Here is a 19,141-nt window from a genome sequence, read left to right on the forward strand (position 1 = left end):
CGGGGTTACCGTGTCGGCATGACACGATCCGTCGTCGTAGAGATGTGCCCCGGCTGCGGCTCGCTCGATGTCCGTGTCGTCGAGCCGCACTGGTTCGCGATCGACCTCGAGCGGCGCAGGGAGCTCGGACACGAGCAGGGGTGGGTCGACCGCCTCGAGTTCGGCTGCCGCGACTGCGGCCTGCTCTGGTCCTGACCCGCCGCGCCGGTCAGTCCACGCGCTCGTCGCGGGAGTGGCGCGCGAGGCTGCTGCCGTAGCGCTCGGTGAGCTGCACCATCAGGTCCGGTGTCTGCCGGTCGAGCCCGAACACGTAGCCGGGGAAGTCGAGGTCCTTCTGCAGCGCCCAGATCTCTTCGTGCCGGTCGGGTGAGAGCAGCTGAGCGGGGTCGCCGACCGCGACCCAGCCGATCGGGACGACCGACTCCGCAGGCAGCACCGTGCGCAGATGCACGACGGCGTTGATCCGCACCTCGCTGCGCTCCCCCACCCGTGCGCCGTTGAAGACCCGGGTGCCGGTCGCGAGGAAGACCTCCTCGCCGATGGTGGCGCCCGAGATGCTCGCCATCGGCCCGACCAGGGTGTGGTCTCCGATGTGCACCGGATGGGTCGCGCTCGCCCGGATGAGCGCGTTCTCCATCACGATGACGCTCGCGCCGAGCGTGATCGGGCCGCCCTCGGCGGTGATCACCGCGCCGTGCAGCACCTGGCAGTCTGCGCCGATCTCGACGTCGCCGCTGATGACGGCCGTGGGTGCGATCACCGCGTCGCGATGGATGCGGGGCCTCGCCCCGAGGTGCTGGAACTCCACGCTGCCTCCCTCGAACGGTGCCAGCGTATCGCCGCGCACCCTCGGAGCGGCGGACCTGCCATCCTGGGTGCGTGACCGAGAACACCACCGCGCCCGCGCGGCTGTCGATGCTGACGCTGAGCGGCCTCGTCGTCGGGTCCATGGTCGGCGCAGGCGTCTTCTCGCTGCCTGGACGCTTCGCCGCAGAGACCGGGGTCGCCGGCGCCCTCATCGCCTGGGCGGTCGCCGGCACGGGCACGTTCATGCTCGCCCTCGTCTTCCAGCGGCTCGCGATCCGCAGGCCGCACCTCGACGCGGGGGTCTACGCGTACGCCAAGGCGGGGTTCGGGCAGTATCCGGGCTTCTTCTCCGCGTTCGGCTACTGGGCGAGCGCGGTCGCGGGGAATGTGTTCTACCTCGTGTTCATCATGTCGACGCTCGGCGCGATCGCCCCGGTCTTCGGCGCGGGCGACACCCCCGCCGCGGTCCTCGTGGCCTCGGTGCTGCTTTGGACGTTCTTCTTCCTCATCCGGCTGGGTGCGCGGCAGGCCGCCGCGATCAACCGGGTGGTCACGGTCGCGAAGATCGTGCCGATCCTCGTCTTCGTCGCACTGTGCGTGTTCGCGTTCGACCCCGCCGTGTTCGCGGCGAACTGGGCGGGCGGCGACGACGCGGGCTCGCTCTTCTCGCAGGTGCGGGCCACGATGCTCGTCACCGTCTTCGTCTTCCTGGGAGTCGAGGGCGCCAGCGTCTACTCCCGACACGCGCGTCGGCGTCAGGACATCGGCCGTGCGACGACCCTGGGCTTCGCGAGCGTGTTCGCCGTGTTCGCGTCCGTCACGATCGTCTCGTACGGCATCCTCCCGCGCGAGAAGATCGCGGCGCTGCGGCAGCCGTCGATGGCCGGCGTGCTCGAGGCGGTCGTCGGCCAGTGGGGGGCGATCCTGATCAGCATCGGCCTGATCGTCGCGGTGCTCGGCGCATACCTGGCGTGGACGCTGATGGCCGCCGAGGTGCTGCTGGCGGCGGCCCGCGACGACGACATGCCGCGCTTCCTGCGCACGACGGACCACCGCGACGTGCCGGTGTCGGCCCTGCTGATGACGGCCGCCGTCGCCCAGGTCGGCCTTGTCGTCGTGCTGTTCTCGGCCGACGCGTTCAACTTCGCCCTCGATCTCACCAGCTCTCTGATGCTGGTCCCGTACCTCCTGGCCGCGGGCTACGCGCTGCGCATCGCGCTGACCGACCCGGACGGCCGCGGGCGCGCGGATCTGCCCGTCGCCCTGCTCGCGACGGCCTACGCCATCTTCCTGCTGCTCGCGTCCGGCACGACCTATCTGCTCGTCTCGCTGATCGTCTACGCGCCCGCGACCGTGCTGTTCGCGATCTCGCGCCGCGAGCAGGGACGCCGCATCTTCACCCGCGGCGAGGCGGTGATCTTCACGGTCGTCGCACTGGGGGCGATCGTGGGCGTGGTCGCGCTCGTGACCGGGTGGATCTCGATCTGAGCCGGCCCGCGTCACATGGTCAGACCACTGGGGGCGCAAAGCTAGGCTGGAGGTGCCCGACCCCCGCGGGTTCTCCATGTCTCTGAAAGTCCCCCCATGTCACTCACGCTCCTTGACACTCCCCCTGCCGTGCGCGGCGTGCTGGAGACCGTCGTCGCCCGCAACCCCCACGAACCGGAGTTCCTCCAGGCCGTGCACGAGGTGCTCGAGTCGATCGCCCCGGTGCTCGATGCGCATCCGCAGTTCGTCGACGCCGGGATCCTGGAGCGCCTCGTCGAGCCTGAGCGCCAGATCATGTTCCGCGTGCCGTGGGTGGATGACGACGGCCGCCTGCAGGTCAACCGCGGGTTCCGCGTGCAGTTCTCCTCGGTGCTGGGCCCGTACAAGGGCGGGCTGCGCTTCCACCCCTCGGTGAACCTGTCGATCATCAAGTTCCTCGGCTTCGAGCAGATCTTCAAGAATGCGCTCACCGGGCAGGGCATCGGCGGAGCGAAGGGCGGCAGCGACTTCGACCCGCACGGGCGCTCCGATGCCGAGATCATGCGCTTCTGCCAGTCGTTCATGAGCGAGCTCTACCGGCACCTCGGTGAGCACACCGACGTCCCCGCGGGTGACATCGGCGTCGGAGCCAGGGAGATCGGCTACCTGTTCGGGCAGTACCGCAAGATCACGAACCGCCACGAGTCCGGCATGTTCACCGGCAAGGGCGTGCAGTGGGGCGGTGCCGAGGTGCGCACCGAGGCCACCGGCTATGGTGCGGTCTACTTCGCCCAGGAGATGCTCGCCGTGCACGGCGAGTCGCTCGAGGGCAAGCGCGTCGGCGTCTCCGGCTCGGGCAATGTCGCGATCTACGCGATCGACAAGGCGTACCAGCTCGGCGCGACGCCGGTGACGGCATCCGACTCCTCCGGCTACGTCGTCGACGACGCCGGCATCGACCTCGCCCTGCTCCGGCAGGTCAAGGAGGTCGACCGCACCCGGATCTCGGCGTACGCCGCTCAGCGCCCGGGGGCCCGGTTCGTCGAGGACGCTCGGCCGTGGGAGGTCGCGGTCGACATCGCGATCCCGTCGGCGACGCAGAACGAGCTCGGCGCTGACGACGCACGGGCGCTCATCGCGAACGGCGTGCGCGCCGTCGCCGAGGGCGCGAACATGCCGTCCACCCCGGAGGCCATCGAGCTGTTCCAGTCCGCGGGCGTGCTCTTCGGACCAGGCAAGGCCGCCAACGCCGGCGGCGTCGCGACCTCGGCGCTGGAGATGAGCCAGAACGCGGCACGGCAGCGCTGGACCTTCGCCGACAGCGAGGCCAAGCTGCGCTCGATCATGCAGGGTGTGCACCGGGCCGCGTTCGACGCGGCCGAGCGCTACGGACGGCCGGGCGACTATGTCGTCGGGGCGAACTCAGCGAGCTTCGAGCGCATCGCCCACGCCATGCTCGCGCAGGGCGTCATCTGACCCGGAGGGGTCCGTCGCCACGGCGCCCGGCTACGCCTCAGCGCGCACCGGCGCCGGATCCTTTACCGGCCACAGCTGATCGAGCAGCTGCGCGACCCAGGCGATGAGCTGCGCGTCGCCGAGCGGCTCGCCGCCGGCGGTCGGCAGGGGCACGATGAGCGCGTCGCCGCCGGCGAGGACCTTCGCCCTGGGGTGCAGGCGCTGCAGGCGCACGCGCATCGAGTCGGCGAGATGCGCCGGCGCGATGCGCAGGTTGGGGCCCATCGCCACGACATCGGCCAGCCCTGCCTGCGCGGCGCGCCGACGCAGCCGCGCGACCGCAAGCAGACCCTCGACATCGGCCGGCGGCTCGCCGTAGCGGTCGCGCAGCTCGTCGATCACCAGGTCGATGGCGTCGTCCTTCGCGGCGGCGGATGCTGCCGCCGACAGCTTCTGGTACGCCTCCAGCCGCAGGCGCTCGCTGTCGATGTAGGTCTCCGGGATGCGCGCCTGGATGGGCAGCTCGAGCCGGAGCTCGGTCGGCCCCTCGACGTCATCCCCGCGGAAGGTGGAGACCGCCTCGCCGATCATGCGGAGGTACAGGTCGAACCCGACGCCGGCGATGTGCCCGGCCTGCTCGGCGCCCAGCATGTTGCCGGCGCCGCGGATCTCGAGGTCCTTCAGGGCGACCTGCATGCCCGAGCCCAGATCGTTGTTGACCGCGATCGTCTCGAGCCGGTCGGCGGCGGTCTCGGACAGCGGCTTCATCTCGTCGTAGAGGAAGTACGCGTACGCGCGCTCACGGGCGCGGCCCACTCGGCCGCGCAGCTGGTGCAGCTGCGACAGCCCGTACTTGTCGGCGCGGTCGATGATGATCGTGTTGGCGTTGGAGATGTCGAGGCCCGTCTCGACGATCGTGGTGCACACCAGCACGTCGAACTTGCGCTCCCAGAAGCCGTCGACGACCTCCTCGAGGGCGTGCTCGCCCATCTGCCCGTGCGCCACCGCGATGCGGGCCTCGGGGACGAGCTCGGCGAGGTCTGCGGCGACCCGCTGGATCGACTGCACCCGGTTGTGCACGTAGAAGACCTGGCCCTCGCGCAGCAGCTCACGGCGGATCGCTGCGGCGATCTGCTTGTCGTTGCGCGGCCCCACGTACGACAGGATCGGGTGGCGGTCCTCCGGCGGGGTCTGCAGCGTCGACATCTCGCGGATCCCGGTGACCGCCATCTCGAGGGTGCGCGGGATCGGCGTCGCGCTCATCGCGAGGATGTCGACGTTGGTCTTCATCTTCTTGAGCGTGTCCTTGTGCTCCACGCCGAACCGCTGCTCCTCGTCGATGATCATGAGGCCCAGATCCTTGAAGATGACCTTCTCGGTGAGGATGCGGTGGGTCCCGATCACCATGTCGACCGTGCCGTCGGTGAGCCCGGCCAGCACGTCCCTGGCCTGCTTGTCGGTCTGGAAGCGGGAGAGCGCCTTCACCTTGACCGGGAAGCCGGCGAACCGCTCGGTGAACGTCTCGAGGTGCTGCTTGACGAGCAGGGTCGTCGGCACGAGCATGGCGACCTGCTTGCCGTCCTGGATCGCCTTGAACGCGGCGCGCACGGCGACCTCGGTCTTGCCGAACCCGACGTCGCCGGAGAGGAGCCGGTCCATCGGGATCGGCTTCTCCATGTCGGCCTTGATCTCGTCGATCGTCTGCAGCTGGTCGAGGGTCTCGGCGAACGGGAACGCCTCCTCGAGCTCGCGCTGCCACGGCGTGTCGGGCCCGAACGCGTGCCCCTTGGCCGCCATCCGCGCCGAGTACAGCTTCACCAGCTCGACAGCGATGTCGCGGACGGCCTTGCGCGCCTTGCCCTTGGCCTGCGCCCAGTCGGATCCGCCCATCTTCGACAGCGTCGGAGCTTCACCGCCGACGTAGCGCGAGAGCAGGTCGAGCTGATCGGTCGGCACGAACAGCTTGTCGCCGGGGTGCCCGCGCTTGGAGGGCGCGTATTCGAGCACGAGGTACTCGCGGACGCTCTTGATCGCATTGCGTCCACCGCTGGAGACCTCGCGCTGGGTCAGCTCGACGAACTTGCCGATGCCGTGAGTGGTGTGGACGACGTAGTCCCCCGCCTTGAGCTGCAGCGGGTCGACGACGTTGCGGCGACGTGAGGCGAGCTTCTTGACGACCCCGCGCTCGCCGCTGATCGTGCGCCCGTAGAACTCCGACTCGGTGAGCACCGCGATCTTCGCGTCGGGCATCTCGAAGCCGCGCTCGAGGGCGCAGGTCACCAGATGGGCGACGCCGCCCTCCGGCGCATCGATGAGGGTGTCGACCTTGCGCGCGGCGATGCCCCGCTCGGCGAGGACGTCGCGCGCGCGCTCGACGAGACCAGTGCCCTCCGACACGACGACGACGCGCCAGCCGTCGGCGACCAGCTGGCCGATGTGGGCGGTCGCCCCGTCGACGTTGCCCTGGAACGAGGGCACGGCGACGCCGGGGACACGCACCACGGCGCGCGCTTCGAGGGCGGCGTCCACGCCGAAGAGGCCCTCCGCCGCCGCATCCGCCTCGCCGGAATCGAAGCTGGAGAGTGTCCACCAGACCTGCCCTCGCCGGCTCGCCGCTTCGCGGAGCGCCGGCAGGGTCAGGAAGTCGCCCGCGCCCAGGTCGATCGGGCTCTCGGCACCGGCGGTCGCCGCGTTCCATGCGGCCTCGAGGAACTCGCGGTTGGTCTCGCCGAGGGTGATCGCGCGGGTCACGGCGCGCTCGGGATCGGCGAGTGCGATCGCCGCTCCCTGGGGCAGGTAGTCCACGAGCGTCACGAGAGCATCGACGACGGCGGGCATGAGCGACTCCATGCCCTCCACCGGAATGCCCTCGGACATCTTCTCGAGCATGCCGCGCAGCCCGGGGAACTGGGCCGTCAGCGTGGCGGCACGCTCGCGCACCGCGGGGGTGAGCAGCAGCTCACGGCTCGGCAGCACCTCGATCCCGTGGACGTCGTCGGGGAGCGACCGCTGATCGGCGACCGAGAACGAGCGGATCTGCTCGACCTCGTCGCCGAAGAACTCGATGCGGAACGGGTGCGGCGCCGTCGGCGGGAAGACATCGAGGATGCCGCCGCGGACGGCGAACTCGCCGCGACGCGAGACCATGTCGACGCGGTGGTACGCGAGCTCGACGAGCTGCGCCGCGACCTCGGTGAGCTCGTAGCCGCGCTCGCCCGCGACCAGCCGCAGCACCGGCGCATCGGTCAGCCCCGCCGCCAGGGGCTGGATCGCCCCGCGCACGGACGCGGTGATGACGAGGGGCGTCTCGCCCGTCCACCGCGCGATGTGCGCCAGCACCTCGAGCCTGCGCCCGACGATCTCGGCGCTCGGGCTGAGCCGCTCGTGCGGCAAGGTCTCCCACGCGGGGAAGTGGAGCACCTCCGACCCCGGCAGCAGCGCGCCCACGGCGGGGCCGAGCGCCTCCGCCCGCCGACCGGTCGGGGCGACGGCCAGGAGGAGCGGGGGGTGCCCCGCCGTGCGGCGCCGGTCGAGCATCGCCGCGAGCAGGGGGGCATCGAGGCCCTCGACGAGCGAGAACTCCCCGTCGACGGAGGAGGAGGCGACGGCATCCCGGAAGGATTCCGCCTGCTCGAGGGCGCGCACGATCCCGGGAATTGTCACCGGACGAGTCTATTGCGCTCCACCGACAGCGCGGCCGGCGCGGTCACGCCCGCGGGGCGTGGTGCTTCTGCTGTGCGGCGAGGAGGCCCTCGCCGATGAGCTGCTCCACCGCATCCGCCGCATCGCCCAGCAGGATCGGCAGGTTCTGCCGCTCGGTCGCGCCGAACGGGTCGAGCACCCAGTCCGCCGCGTCCTGACGCCCGGGCGGCCGGCCGATGCCGACCCTGACGCGCGGGAACTCCGCGGTGTCGAGAGCCTTCGCGACGTCACGCACCCCGTTGTGGCCGCCGTGCCCGCCGCCGATCTTCAGCTTGACGGTGTCGAACGGGATGTCGAGCTCGTCGTGCACGACGACGATGCGGTCCGGCTCGATGCCGTAGAACTTCGCGAGGCCCGCGACGGGGCCGCCGGAGACGTTCATGAACGAGTTCGGCTTGGCGAGGATGATCTTCGGCCCGCCCGGGCGCAGCCAGGTCTCGGCCACGCGCGCGTTCGCCTTGTGCGCCTTGAAGCCCTCGCCGCGGCGCTCCGCGAGCACATCGACGACGAGCTGGCCCACGTTGTGGCGCGTCAGCTCGTAGCGCGGACCGGGGTTGCCCAGTCCCACGACCAGCCACGTCTCGGCCATGACATCCCTCTCGACGACGAAGCCCGCCCCCACCGGTGACGGCGGTGACGGGCTCCGGACGGTGACTTACTCGGCGGCGGCGTCCTCGGCGGGTGCCTCGGCGGCGGCCTCGGCCGTCGCGGCGACAGCGGCGTCAGCAGCCTCGTCGTCGGCGGTCGGCGCGGCCGGGGTCGCGATGGCGACGATGAGCAGCTCCGGGTCGCCGGCCAGGGTCGCGCCCTTGGGCAGCTTCAGGTCGGCGGCGGTGATGTGCGCGCCCTCCTCGAGGCCCTCGACGTCGACCTCGATGTGCTGCGGGATGTGCGTGGCCTCGACCTCGAGCGACACCGTGGTGTTGTCGAGGTTGACGATGGTGCCGGCGAACGACTCGCCCACGACGACGATCGGCACGTCGACGGCGAGCTTCTCGCCCTTCTTCACGACGAGGAGGTCGATGTGCTCGATGATCTGGTGCACCGGGTCCTTCTGCACGTCCTTGACGAGCGCGAGGTGGCTCTTGCCCGCGATGTCGAGCTCGAGCAGTGCGTTCGCGCGGCGGATGAGCAGCGCGACCTGGTGGCCGGGCAGCGCGACGTGCACCGGGTCGGTGCCGTGGCCGTACAGGACGGCGGGGATCTGGCCGGCGGCGCGCAGACGGCGGGCGAAGCCCTTGCCGAAGTTCTCGCGCAGCTCGGCGGTGACCTTGTTGTCGGTTTCGGTCGACATGATGGAATCTCCTTGCAGGGCACACGGGCCCGGATGTGGGGCTGGGGTTCGACTCGAACGCATGCGCGTGAGGAAAGCCGTGTGAGCCTGCTTCACCGCGTCGATCACGGATGCCTGTGCTCACCCTTGCGGGTCGCGGGCACCCCTCGCCGAAGTACGAATCCCAAGTCTACCAGCGCCGTCACTACGATGGAGACGCTGCCCCTTTCCCGATGGAGGACCCATGATCGACAGCCAGCTCGCCTCGAACATCCTGCTCGGCGTGATCGGTCTCATCGCCCTCGGCGGCGTGGTCGGCACGGCCGCGGCGTTCTTCTCGATGGGCCGCTCCGCCTACCGCAAGGACTGATCCGCCAGCGCGGCGGACGCGTCCGCGGCCACATCGTCGATCGCTCCTGCGGCGCTGATCCGCACGCCCGCCTCGTCGGCGGCGAGCGGCTCGAGCGTGCTCAACTGGGACGCCAGGAGCGCGGGCGGCATGAAGTGCTCGCGCTCGGCCATGCGCCTCGCCAGCTCGTCCGGGGTCACCTCGAGCTCCACGAACACCGCGTCCGGCGCCTGCGCGCGGATCCGGTCCCGGTACCTGCGGGCCAGCGCCGAGCAGGCCACGACGACCTCGCCCCGCTCGCGCAGCGCGCGGCCGACGTCGTCGAGCCACGGCATCCGGTCGTCGTCGTCCAGTGGGATGCCCGCCGCCATCTTCGCGATGCTGGCGGCGGGATGCAGATCGTCGGCGTCGATGAACAGCGCTCCGTGCAGGGCGGCCAGACGTGCGCCGATCACGGTCTTGCCCGAGCCGCTCGGCCCCATCACGACCACCGGCCGGACCGTGCGCGCACGCTCGCTCACCATCGGCTCCCTCGTCGCGGGGGCATCCAGCCCTCGCGGTGCAACACGCACACGTCAGACTCTAGGCTGGAAGCGAACGACGACAGGAGAGTGCGTGTCTGAGGCAGTGGCGAATATCGGTGTGGTGGGCCTTGCGGTCATGGGGTCGAACCTGGCCAGGAACCTGGCCAGCCGCGAGGGGAACACGGTGGCGGTGTACAACCGCAGCCGTTCGAAGACCGATGAGCTGCTCGCCGAGCACCCCGAGGCCGGCTTCGCTCCCGCTTTCACGTACGAGGAATTCGCGGCGACGCTGACGAAGCCGCGCACGGCGATCATCATGGTCAAGGCCGGCGCAGGCACCGACGCCGTGATCAACGCGCTCGTCGAGGTCTTCGAACCGGGCGACATCATCGTCGACGGCGGCAACGCGCTGTTCACCGACACGATCCGCCGTGAGAAGGCCGTCCGCGAGACCGGCATCAACTTCGTCGGCGCCGGGATCTCCGGCGGCGAGGAGGGCGCGCTGCTCGGCCCGTCGATCATGCCGGGCGGCTCGGACGAGTCGTGGGTCACCCTGGGCCCGATCCTGAAGTCGATCGCCGCGGTCGCCGAGGGCGAGCCGTGCGTCACGCACATCGGCCACGACGGCGCAGGGCACTTCGTGAAGATGGTGCACAACGGCATCGAGTACGCCGACATGCAGCTGATCGCCGAGGCCTACGACCTCATCCGCCGTGGCACCGGCAAGAGCCCGGCCGAGATCGCCGACGTCTTCGCCGAGTGGAACCGCGGCGAGCTGGAGAGCTACCTCATCGAGATCACCGCCGAGGTGCTGCGCCAGGTCGACGCCGCGACCGGCCAGCCGCTGGTGGACGTCATCCTCGACCAGGCCGGCGCGAAGGGCACCGGCGCCTGGACGGTGCAGACCGCGCTGAACCTGGGCACCCCGGTCTCCGGCATCGCCGAGGCCGTGTTCGCCCGCTCGCTGTCGAGCCACCCCGAGCAGCGCGCCGTCTCGCGCGACCTGCCCGGCCCCTCGGCCTCCACCGGGTTCGTCGACGACGCCGACGCCTTCATCGAAGACGTGCGGCTCGCGCTGTACGCCTCGAAGATCGTCGCGTACTCGCAGGGGTTCGACGAGATCCGCGCCGGCGCAGCCGAGTACGACTGGACCATCGACCTCGGCGCCGTCTCGAAGATCTGGCGCGGCGGCTGCATCATCCGCGCCCAGTTCCTCAACCGCATCGCCGACGCCTACGCCGAGGCTCCCGAGCTGCCGGTGCTGCTCACCGCCCCGTACTTCGTCGAGGCCCTCGGCCGGGCGCAGGACTCGTGGCGGCGCATCGTGCAGTCCGCGGCGGGCACCGGCATCCCGGCTCCCGCGTTCGCGTCGTCGCTGGCGTATTACGACGGGCTGCGCGCCGAGCGCCTGCCGGCCGCGCTCGTGCAGGGTCAGCGCGACTTCTTCGGCGCGCACACGTACAAGCGCGTCGACCGCGACGGCACCTTCCACACGCTCTGGTCGGGCGATCGCACCGAGATCGAGGCCGAGGACACGCACTGAGTTCGGTGAGCTCGGTCCCCGCGTCGCTGCGCGTGCAGCGGGCGACCGCGCGGATCGTGCTCGCCGTGCTCAGCGCCGCCTATCTGTGGGCGGTGGCCTGGCTGACGCTGCGGGCACGTCCGTACGGATCCGACATCGCCGACGCGCTCGACCGGCTGCTGGTCTGGCTGGCGCAGCGCGAGTCGACGGCGTGGATCACGTTCGACCGCGTCGAATTCGCCGCCAACGTCGCGATGTTCGTGCCGCTCGGGGTGTTCGCCGTGCTCTGGTTCGGCGTCCGCGGGTGGTGGACCGCTCCCCTGCTCGGCCTCGCCGTCAGCGGGGCGATCGAGACGCTGCAGGCCGCCTACCTCGACTCGCGGGTTCCCGACGTGCGGGACATCGTCGCGAACACGCTCGGCGCGACGATCGGGATGCTGCTCATGCTGCTGCTGGCCTTCCTGCTCCTGCCCCGCCGCGACCGCTGACGGCTCGTCAGAGCCAGCCCTGCCGCCGGAACAGCACATACAGCGCGCCGCTGACCGCGGCCATCAGCCCGAGCGCCATCGGATACCCCCACACCCAGTCGAGTTCGGGCATGTAGCGGAAGTTCATGCCGTACACGGTGCCGACCAGGGTCGGCGCGAAGCCGATGGCCGCCCACGCCGAGATCTTCTTGACCTGGTCGTTCTGGGCGAGACCCTGCTCCGACATCCGCCGCATGGCGACGTTGTTCTGCTGCTCGATGAGCGTGGCGTGCACGGTCAGGGCGGCGTCGAGGGTGTGCCGGAATCCGTCGATGCGCTCCACGACATGCTGGGCGCGGTCGGAGCTCGCCCGCAGCGCCGCGGAACCCGCGCTCTTGCCCTGCGCGGTCAGGGTCTCCTCCAGGCGCCGGATGACGTCAGGGAGCGCGGAGGTCGCGTGCTGGAGGTCGATCACCTCGCGCTGCAGGTCGAAGATCCGCCGCGTCACATGCGGGTGATCGGAGAACAGCTCCTCCTCGATCTCGTCGATGTCGTTCTCGACGCCGTCCGCGACCGGGCGGTAGCCGCTGAGCACCTCCTCGACGAGCGCCCAGACGACGCCGTAGGGGCCGCGCGCCAGCACCTCGGGGTGCGCCTCGAGGCGCTGACGCACCGCATCCGTGTCGATGTCGTCGTCGTCCTGGACGGTCACGATGTAGTCGGGGCCGACGAACACGTCCACCTCGCTGGACTCGACCCGCTCGGTCTCGTCGATGTACGTGGCCGGATGCAGCACGACGAACACGGTCTTGCCGAAGTGCTCGATCTTGGCACGCTGATGGCCGGCGAGGCTGCCCTGCACGGCGAGCGGATGCAGCCCGAGCAGGTCGGCGATCACGCGGAGCTCGTCGCCGTCCGCCCTGCGCAGCCCGATCCAGGCCATCCCCCCGTTGGTCCGGGCGCGGGCGATGGCGTCGGAGGGTGCGTCGCCGGAGGCGATCCGCACCCCGTCGACGTAGACCCCCGAGTCGATGACCGTCATGATGCCCACGATACGTCCACGACCGGGGGTCTCCGGTCAGCGCGTGATGTCGCGGATGCTGCCGCGCTCGAGCTTCAGGCGTCGGCTCGCCCTGCGGGCGACCGCCGAGTCGTGGGTCACGACGATGAGCGTCAGCCCCTCCTCGTTCAGGCTCCGCAGCAGCGTGAGGATCTCGTCGCGCATGCTCTCGTCGAGGTTGCCCGTCGGCTCGTCGGCCAGGAGCACCGTCGGTCGCTTCACGATCGCGCGGGCGATCGCGACGCGCTGCTGCTGGCCCCCGGAGAGCTCGCCCGGCTTGTGGTCGGCGCGGTCGGCGAGGCCCACGTGGGTGAGCGCCTCGGTGACTCGGTCGGCCCGCTCCTGCCTCGGCAGGCCGAGCGGCTCGAGGCCCATGTCGACGTTCTCGTGCGCGGTCAGCGTCGGGATGAGGTTGAACCCCTGGAACACGAACCCGATCTCGCGGGCGCGCAGCGCCCCGAGCTGGGCGCTCGTCGCGGTCGCCATGTCGAGGTCGCCGAGCCGCAGCGATCCGCTGGACGGCTTGTCGAGGGCGCCGAGCAGCTGCAGGAGGGTCGACTTCCCGCCGCCGGTCGGTCCCTGGATGGTCGCGAACTCCCCCGCGGCGATGTCGAGGTCGACGCCGTCGAGCGCCTTCACGATCCGGCCCTTCTGCCGGTAGGTGCGCGTGACCTGCGCGAGCCGGTAGATGGGGACGGGGGATGCGGGTGCCGCCGGCGTCTCGGCGTGCACGTCTGCGATGGTCATGTTCTCTCCTGTCGTGGAGGCCTGCGGGTCGGAAAGGGCGGGTTCCATCGGTCAGCCCACCGATCGGAGGGCTTCGGCCGGGCTGAGCCGCGCGGCGCGCCAGCCGCCGAACGCCCCGGCGAGCAGGCCGCCGGCGACGGCGAGGCCGACCGCGGCGACGATCACCCACGGCGTGAGCGGGGCGTGCAGGACGATGTCGGCGGCGGTCTGCGACGCCTGCGCGAACGGTCCGCCGCCGCCCATCATCATCTGGCCGCCGCCCGGTCCGGTCTGCGTCGCGGCAGCGGGAGCCGCCGAGATCGTCGGGGAGATGAGGTTGATGGCCGCGATGCCCGCCAGCCCGATCACGAGACCGGCCGCGCCGCCGATGAGGCCCTGCACGACCGACTCGCCGGCGACCTGGCCGACGACGCGTCCGTTGGACCAGCCGATGGCCTTGAGCGTGCCGAACTCGCGCGTGCGGCGCGAGACGCCGGAGATGGTGAACAGCACCGCCATCGCCAGGGCGACCGCGAGCACGATGATGGACAGCCAGGTGCCGAGGTTCGTGATCAGCGACGTGGCACTGGAGAGCGAGCCGGAGACGGTCGCGGCGAGATCGGACTGCGAACTGACGGTGGCGTCGGGCAGCTCCGCCTCGATCGCCGACTGCACGGAGGCGATGGCGTCGGCCGACTCGGCCTGCACGTACACCGTCGACACGACGTCGTCGAGGCCGGCGATGGTCTGCGCGGTGTCCAGCGGCAGGTATACGTTCGCGGCGGTGTCGGCCTCGCTGCCGGTGGCGGAGACGATGCCGACCACCTCGACGTCGGTGCCGCCCACGTCGATGGTGTCGCCCACGGCGAGCTCGCTGGTCGAGGCGTAGGTCGCGTCCAGCACGGCGACGTCCGCCCCGGCGTCGGACGACGCGAGCCCGCGCCCGTCCGTCACCTCGACGGCCGACAGCGGTCCGACCGCGGTGTCGGCGGGGTCGATGCCCAGCACGGTGTAGGACTCGACGTCGAACGAGCCGCCGCCGAAGCCGCCGCCCGCGCCGCCGCCGTCGCCCTGCGGAGGCGCCTGCCCCTGCGTCTCGGTGGTCGCGCCGGAGTCATCGGGGCGCTGCGGGAGCTCGCCCGAGAAGGTGGCGTTGGTGAGGCTGAGGGCGCCGGATGCGGCGGCCACGCCGTCCAGGCCTGCGACGGTGTCGACGGTCGAGGCCTCGAGCGTTCCGCGCATCATGTCGGCGGTCAGCCGCGACTGGCTGAGCGAGGTCGTGCCGTCGTCGGCGGTCGTGCCGCCCTCCTCGTCGAACTCGAACCGGCCGCCCTGGCCGCCCTCCCCCGGCTCCGCCATCGAGCCGGTGACGGTGATGTCGGTGCCGACGCCGTAGACCGACTCGAGCGCCTGGGACTGCGCGTCGCGGACGCCGGCCGCGAGTGCGTTGACGATGATGACGAGCGCGATGGCGATCGCGAGGCCGGTGGCGACGATGATCGTCTGCTTCTTCCGGCCGGCGAGCTCGCGCCGTAGGTACGTGCCGTACATGGGTCTCCTTCTGGCGGCGGGGGCCTGCCTCACGAGGATGACGGTACGAGCGGCGGCGATGCGGCGGTTCAGCGCGCCTTATGGAATCCGTATGAGCGCGGAGCTCACAGCATCCGCATAGGTTCTTCCACAGCAGGCCCATAGGAATGCGCGCACAATGAACCCATGACCGCGATCGCTCCCGCCACCGCCCTCCACCGCCCCGACGGCACGCCCCTGCGCGTGCTGGTCGTCGACGACGAGCAGATGCTCACCGATCTGCTGTCGATGGCGCTGCGGATGGAGGGATGGGACGTGCGCACGGCCGCGAGCGGCTTCCAGGCGCTGCAGTCGGCGCGGGAGTTCGAGCCGGACGCCATGGTGCTCGACATCATGATGCCCGACCTCGACGGCATGGCGGTGCTGCAGCGGCTGCGCCACTCCGGCAACGACGTGCCCGTGCTGTTCCTCACCGCGAAGGATTCCGTCGGCGACCGGGTCGCCGGCCTCACCGCGGGCGGAGACGACTACGTCACCAAGCCGTTCAGCCTCGAGGAGGTCGTGGCGCGGCTGCGCGGCCTCATGCGGCGCGCGGGCAGCGCCCTCGCCGACGAGGCCGAGCCCATCCTGCGGGTCGCCGACCTGTCGCTGAACGAGGACAGCCACGAGGTCGAGCGCGCCGGCCAGGCGATCGAGCTGACCGCGACCGAGTTCGAGCTGCTGCGCTTCCTCATGCGCAACCAGCGCCGGGTGGTGTCGAAGGCGCAGATCCTCGACCGGGTCTGGAACTACGACTTCGGCGGGCGCTCCAGCGTCGTCGAGCTGTACATCTCGTACCTGCGGAAGAAGATCGACGCGGGCCGCGAGCCGCTCATCCACACTGTGCGCGGCGTCGGCTACATGATCAAGGCGCCCCAGTGACGCAGACCGCCGACGCGGAGCCGGCCGAGCCGTCCCCCACCACGGCGCCGAGGCTGCGCTGGAGCCTGCAGACGCGACTGATGGTCGCGGTGATCGGCATCGTGTCGCTCATGCTCGTGATCATCGCCGTGGCCACGAGCGCGGTCTTCGGCACCGTGCTGCAGGACAATCTGAACGCCAAGCTGCAGACCACGCAGCAGCAGACCGGCCAGGTGCTGCTGCAGCTGCAGTACGGTCCCCCTGGCGAGCCCATCACGGCGTACGACGTGCTCGAGGCCGGCCGTGAGCAGCCGGGCACGCTGCTGATCGTGCGCGCGCCGGAGGGCACGACCACCGGCGCCGTCGTCGCGTCGGACACGGACGTCGAGACCCTCTCCGACGAGCAGGTCGACGCGGTCGTCGAAGGGATCAGCCAGCCGGAGCACGATGTCGACGTGCCCGGTCTCGGCGAGTACCGCGTGACCGCCTACCAGGCGCAGAGCTACGTCGCCGTCGCCGGCCTGCCCCTGAGCGAGGTGCAGACGACGATCACCCAGATGCTCACCACGATGCTGCTGGTCACCGCGGGCGGCCTGCTGCTGCTCGCGGCGGTGATCGCCCTGGTCATCAGGGCCAGCCTCGCGCCGCTGCGCGCCGTCGCCGACACCGCCACCCGCGTGGCCGCCATGCCGATGTCCGAGGGCGCGGTGACGATCAGCGAGCGCGTGCCGGGCGATCAGGCCGACGAGCACACCGAGATCGGGCGCGTCGGCCACGCGCTGAACACGCTGCTCGACCACGTCGACGAGTCGCTCGACGCGCGACAGCGCAACGAGGAGCGGATGCGTCGCTTCGTCGCCGACGCGAGCCACGAGCTGCGCACGCCGCTGGCATCGATCCGCGGCTACTCGGAGCTGTCGCTGCGGGCGCCCGACCTCTCTGAGAACACGGAGTCGTCCCTCGAGCGCATCCAGGCGCAGTCGCTGCGGATGACGACCCTGGTCGAGGACCTCCTGCTGCTGGCGCGGCTCGACGAGGGCCAGGAGCTCGTGTACGGCTCCGTCGACCTGTCGCAGCTGGCGATCGAGGCGGTCGCCGATGCGCGGCCGGCCGGCCCCGACCACATCTGGCAGCTCGACCTGGGCGAGGATCCCGTCGTGGTCGCCGGCGACGCGGTGCGCCTGCACCAGGTCGCAGCGAACCTGCTCGCGAACGCCCGGACGCACACCCCTGCCGGCACGACCGTCACGGTGAGCGTGCATCGTGCCGACGGTCAGGCGGTGCTGCGGGTGCACGACGACGGCCCCGGGGTCGATCCGGCGATCGCCGACGACCTGTTCGAGCGCTTCTCGCGGGCCGACCGGTCGCGCGCGCGGAAGACCGGCGGCACCGGTCTCGGCCTGTCGATCGCGAAGGCCATCGTCGACGCGCACGGCGGGACGCTGAGTGTGCAGAGCACCCCCGGCGACACCACGTTCGAGCTGCGTCTGCCGGCGCGCCCGGCCGACGCGGCCGAGGCCTGACCGACGCGCGCCGCGGCACAGCATCCCTGAGGTCGGCCCGGATGAGGGTCACTCGGTGTCGCCTGCGCGCGCCCGGGCGACCCGAACTGCCACCTGACGGCCGGCCGGCCGGGATGAGGTGTCACGAACTGTCGCATCGCCCACGCGCAGCGACAAGAACTGCCACCTGACGGAGCGGAGCAGCATCCCTCATTCAGCCTGGATGAGCTGCCACCTGACGCCCAGCGGTGGCGCTCAATAGCCGCTGAAGGCGTCGGTCGTGATCGAGCGGGCCCGCTCGAGGGCCGGCGCGAGGTCGGCGATGAGGCCGGCCGGGCCGGAGATGTACGCGTGGCGCGCCGAGATGTCGGGCACGACCGCGAGGAGGCCGTCGGCGTCCAGGCGCACGCCGCCCGCCCACCGCCAGTGCGCCGGCAGCGACTCCGGCTCGTCGCGGGTGAAGACCACCACCGGGACGCGGGTGGCGGCCAGCTCGTCGCGGAAGGCCAGCTCGGCCGCGGTCGACGCGATGTACACGAGCACGATGTCGCGGTCCTCCGCCGCGGCGCTGACGTGGCGCAGCTGCGACACGAACGGGGTCACGCCGATGCCCGCGGCGACCATGAGAACGGGTGCGCCGTGACGGCTCGGCAGCAGGAAGTCGCCCCACACGCCGGTCGCCGCCAGTGCGCCCCCCGGCGACACCTGCGCGAGGGCCTTCTTGTACGAGCTCTGCGGCTTGCCGTCCGGTCCGGTCGACTCCTTGAACGCGACGACGAGCTGCGGAAGGTCCTCCGGCGCCGACGCGATGCTGAATTCGCGCCGGGTGCCCCGGGCATCGGGATGCGGATGCGGCACCTCGAGCTCGACGTACTGGCCCGGCGAGAAGGCGAGGCGGCGCGCGGTCCGGAACGTGAGCTGCTGCACGCTCGCGGTGATCTGCTCACGCGAGACGAGGGTGAGCCGCACCGCCGCGCGGAACGAGAACGCGAAGGCGACGAGGTTGCCGATCAGCAGCGCCCGCTCCTGGCCCAGGGTGATCTCGCCCAGCGGGATCGGCCATCCGGCGAGCACACCGACGACCGCGGCGACCGTGGACTGCTGCCAGCGCCGCGGCGGCAGGGTGAGCGGCTCGGACAGCATGAACGCGCCGAGGAACAGGAACGGCGAGGACCACAGCACGCTCCAGAGCACCTGGCCGTAGTCGATCTCCAGGCCGGCCGCCTGGTACTGGGCCACGGTGCGCAGGAGCGCCACCGCGACCGCGATGAGGAGGAAGATCCCGACGACCCGGAGCTTCTCGGTGCGCCAGAGCACCGCCACCCCGACGAGGATCACGGGCGCGGCCATCGCCGGAGTCCCGACCCACCACGACGAGGCGCCGAGCTCGGGCCACGGGATGCTGAGCAGCGTCAGCACGGTCGCGCCGACCGCGGCGGGGTTGAAGATGTGGCGCCCGCGCCAGGCCAGCGCGTACTTCGAGAGCGACGCGACGGCCGCGGCCACGGCGAGCCCGACCAGCGCGACCGGCTCGAGCGTGGGTCGCAGCACGAACAGCAGGATGTGAGCCGTGATCAGGGACGACTCCACCCGTGCCGGGAGTCCCAGCATCCGCTGGGCGACCGCGTCCACCACGACGCAGACGCCGCACAGGACGGCGAGACTGACGACCAGCTCGAGGGGCGTGGGGGCGACCAGCCCGAAGAACGACAGGATGAGGGCCACCAGCGCGAGCGCCGCGAGCCCGAGCAGCACCAGCCGGTACATCGAGAGCCGGCCGAGCTGCGCGTAGACGCGGTTCCACAGCGCGGTGAGGGTTCCGGTCATGACGTGCACGGGCGCTTCGCTCACACGTCC

General features: G+C 71.2%; 17 protein-coding genes. 8 read left to right on the forward strand and 9 right to left on the reverse strand.

Features of this window, described 5'->3' with window-relative positions:
* Positions 1-18 precede the first annotated feature (18 nt).
* Entirely contained in the window at positions 19-195 is a 177-nt protein-coding gene (locus tag Microterr_RS08875; RefSeq protein WP_263798320.1) for a hypothetical protein, read from the forward strand.
* A 13-nt stretch (positions 196-208) separates the two neighbouring features.
* Here Microterr_RS08875 and Microterr_RS08880 read toward each other — a convergent pair whose 3' ends face one another.
* Positions 209-808, reverse strand: a complete 600-nt coding sequence (locus Microterr_RS08880; RefSeq protein WP_263798319.1) for a gamma carbonic anhydrase family protein — start codon at positions 806-808, stop codon at positions 209-211.
* 71 nt (positions 809-879) lie between these two features.
* Here Microterr_RS08880 and Microterr_RS08885 point away from each other — a divergent pair, with 71 nt between their 5' ends.
* Together Microterr_RS08885 and gdhA are read left to right on the forward strand one after the other, a co-directional pair.
* The gene (locus Microterr_RS08885) at positions 880-2,295 is read left to right on the forward strand and encodes a basic amino acid/polyamine antiporter (RefSeq protein WP_263798318.1); all 1,416 of its coding nucleotides are present in this window, start codon (positions 880-882) and stop codon (positions 2,293-2,295) included.
* 96 nt (positions 2,296-2,391) lie between these two features.
* On the forward strand, positions 2,392-3,750 hold the full coding sequence (gene gdhA, locus Microterr_RS08890; protein ID WP_263798317.1) for an NADP-specific glutamate dehydrogenase: 1,359 nt from the start codon (positions 2,392-2,394) through the stop codon (positions 3,748-3,750).
* Between the two features lie 30 nt (positions 3,751-3,780).
* On the opposite strand, the gene mfd is transcribed toward gdhA, so the two are convergent.
* The 3 genes from mfd to Microterr_RS08905 all read right to left on the reverse strand — a co-directional run bounded on the left by mfd (position 3,781) and on the right by Microterr_RS08905 (position 8,725).
* Positions 3,781-7,392 carry a transcription-repair coupling factor gene (mfd, locus tag Microterr_RS08895; RefSeq protein WP_263798316.1) on the reverse strand — a complete coding sequence of 1,204 codons (3,612 nt, stop codon included), beginning with the start codon at positions 7,390-7,392 and terminating at the stop codon, positions 3,781-3,783.
* Positions 7,393-7,435: 43 nt separating this feature from the next.
* Positions 7,436-8,020: an aminoacyl-tRNA hydrolase gene (gene pth / locus Microterr_RS08900; RefSeq protein ID WP_263798315.1), complete on the reverse strand. Its 585-nt coding sequence runs from the start codon at positions 8,018-8,020 to the stop codon at positions 7,436-7,438.
* Positions 8,021-8,086: 66 nt separating this feature from the next.
* Positions 8,087-8,725, reverse strand: a complete 639-nt coding sequence (locus Microterr_RS08905; RefSeq protein ID WP_263798314.1) for a 50S ribosomal protein L25/general stress protein Ctc — start codon at positions 8,723-8,725, stop codon at positions 8,087-8,089.
* Between the two features lie 223 nt (positions 8,726-8,948).
* On the opposite strand from Microterr_RS08905, the gene Microterr_RS08910 reads away from it, so the two are divergent.
* Positions 8,949-9,074, forward strand: coding sequence for a hypothetical protein (locus tag Microterr_RS08910; RefSeq protein WP_263798313.1), 126 nt, complete (start codon positions 8,949-8,951; stop codon positions 9,072-9,074).
* On the opposite strand, the gene Microterr_RS08915 is transcribed toward Microterr_RS08910, so the two are convergent.
* Positions 9,059-9,535 carry a gluconokinase gene (locus Microterr_RS08915; protein WP_263798787.1) on the reverse strand — a complete coding sequence of 159 codons (477 nt, stop codon included), beginning with the start codon at positions 9,533-9,535 and terminating at the stop codon, positions 9,059-9,061. The genes Microterr_RS08910 and Microterr_RS08915 overlap by 16 nt on opposite strands.
* A gap of 133 nt (positions 9,536-9,668) precedes the next feature.
* Between Microterr_RS08915 and gndA the strand changes: the two genes are divergently transcribed.
* Entirely contained in the window at positions 9,669-11,120 is a 1,452-nt protein-coding gene (gndA, locus tag Microterr_RS08920; RefSeq protein WP_263798312.1) for an NADP-dependent phosphogluconate dehydrogenase, read from the forward strand.
* Positions 11,121-11,125: 5 nt separating this feature from the next.
* Positions 11,126-11,587 carry a VanZ family protein gene (locus Microterr_RS08925; RefSeq protein ID WP_263798311.1) on the forward strand — a complete coding sequence of 154 codons (462 nt, stop codon included), beginning with the start codon at positions 11,126-11,128 and terminating at the stop codon, positions 11,585-11,587.
* 7 nt (positions 11,588-11,594) lie between these two features.
* Here the strand turns inward: Microterr_RS08925 and Microterr_RS08930 are convergent, their stop codons facing one another.
* From Microterr_RS08930 to Microterr_RS08940, 3 genes are read right to left on the reverse strand one after another with little or no spacing between them, the layout of a single operon-like run.
* Positions 11,595-12,608 carry a magnesium and cobalt transport protein CorA gene (locus Microterr_RS08930; RefSeq protein ID WP_263798310.1) on the reverse strand — a complete coding sequence of 338 codons (1,014 nt, stop codon included), beginning with the start codon at positions 12,606-12,608 and terminating at the stop codon, positions 11,595-11,597.
* Positions 12,609-12,644: 36 nt separating this feature from the next.
* The gene (locus Microterr_RS08935; protein ID WP_263798309.1) at positions 12,645-13,373 is read right to left on the reverse strand and encodes an ABC transporter ATP-binding protein; all 729 of its coding nucleotides are present in this window, start codon (positions 13,371-13,373) and stop codon (positions 12,645-12,647) included.
* Positions 13,374-13,424: 51 nt separating this feature from the next.
* Positions 13,425-14,903 carry an ABC transporter permease gene (locus Microterr_RS08940; RefSeq protein ID WP_263798308.1) on the reverse strand — a complete coding sequence of 493 codons (1,479 nt, stop codon included), beginning with the start codon at positions 14,901-14,903 and terminating at the stop codon, positions 13,425-13,427.
* A gap of 165 nt (positions 14,904-15,068) precedes the next feature.
* Here Microterr_RS08940 and Microterr_RS08945 point away from each other — a divergent pair, with 165 nt between their 5' ends.
* Entirely contained in the window at positions 15,069-15,803 is a 735-nt protein-coding gene (locus Microterr_RS08945) for a response regulator transcription factor (protein WP_263798307.1), read from the forward strand.
* On the forward strand, positions 15,800-17,305 hold the full coding sequence (locus Microterr_RS08950; RefSeq protein WP_318528826.1) for a sensor histidine kinase: 1,506 nt from the start codon (positions 15,800-15,802) through the stop codon (positions 17,303-17,305). The genes Microterr_RS08945 and Microterr_RS08950 overlap by 4 nt, the downstream gene beginning before the upstream one ends.
* A 234-nt stretch (positions 17,306-17,539) precedes the next feature.
* Here Microterr_RS08950 and Microterr_RS08955 read toward each other — a convergent pair whose 3' ends face one another.
* Positions 17,540-19,111: an FAD-dependent oxidoreductase gene (locus Microterr_RS08955; RefSeq protein ID WP_263798785.1), complete on the reverse strand. Its 1,572-nt coding sequence runs from the start codon at positions 19,109-19,111 to the stop codon at positions 17,540-17,542.
* Positions 19,112-19,141: the final 30 nt, after the last annotated feature.

Source organism: Microbacterium terricola (assembly GCF_027943945.1).
Classification (GTDB): domain Bacteria; phylum Actinomycetota; class Actinomycetes; order Actinomycetales; family Microbacteriaceae; genus Microbacterium; species Microbacterium terricola.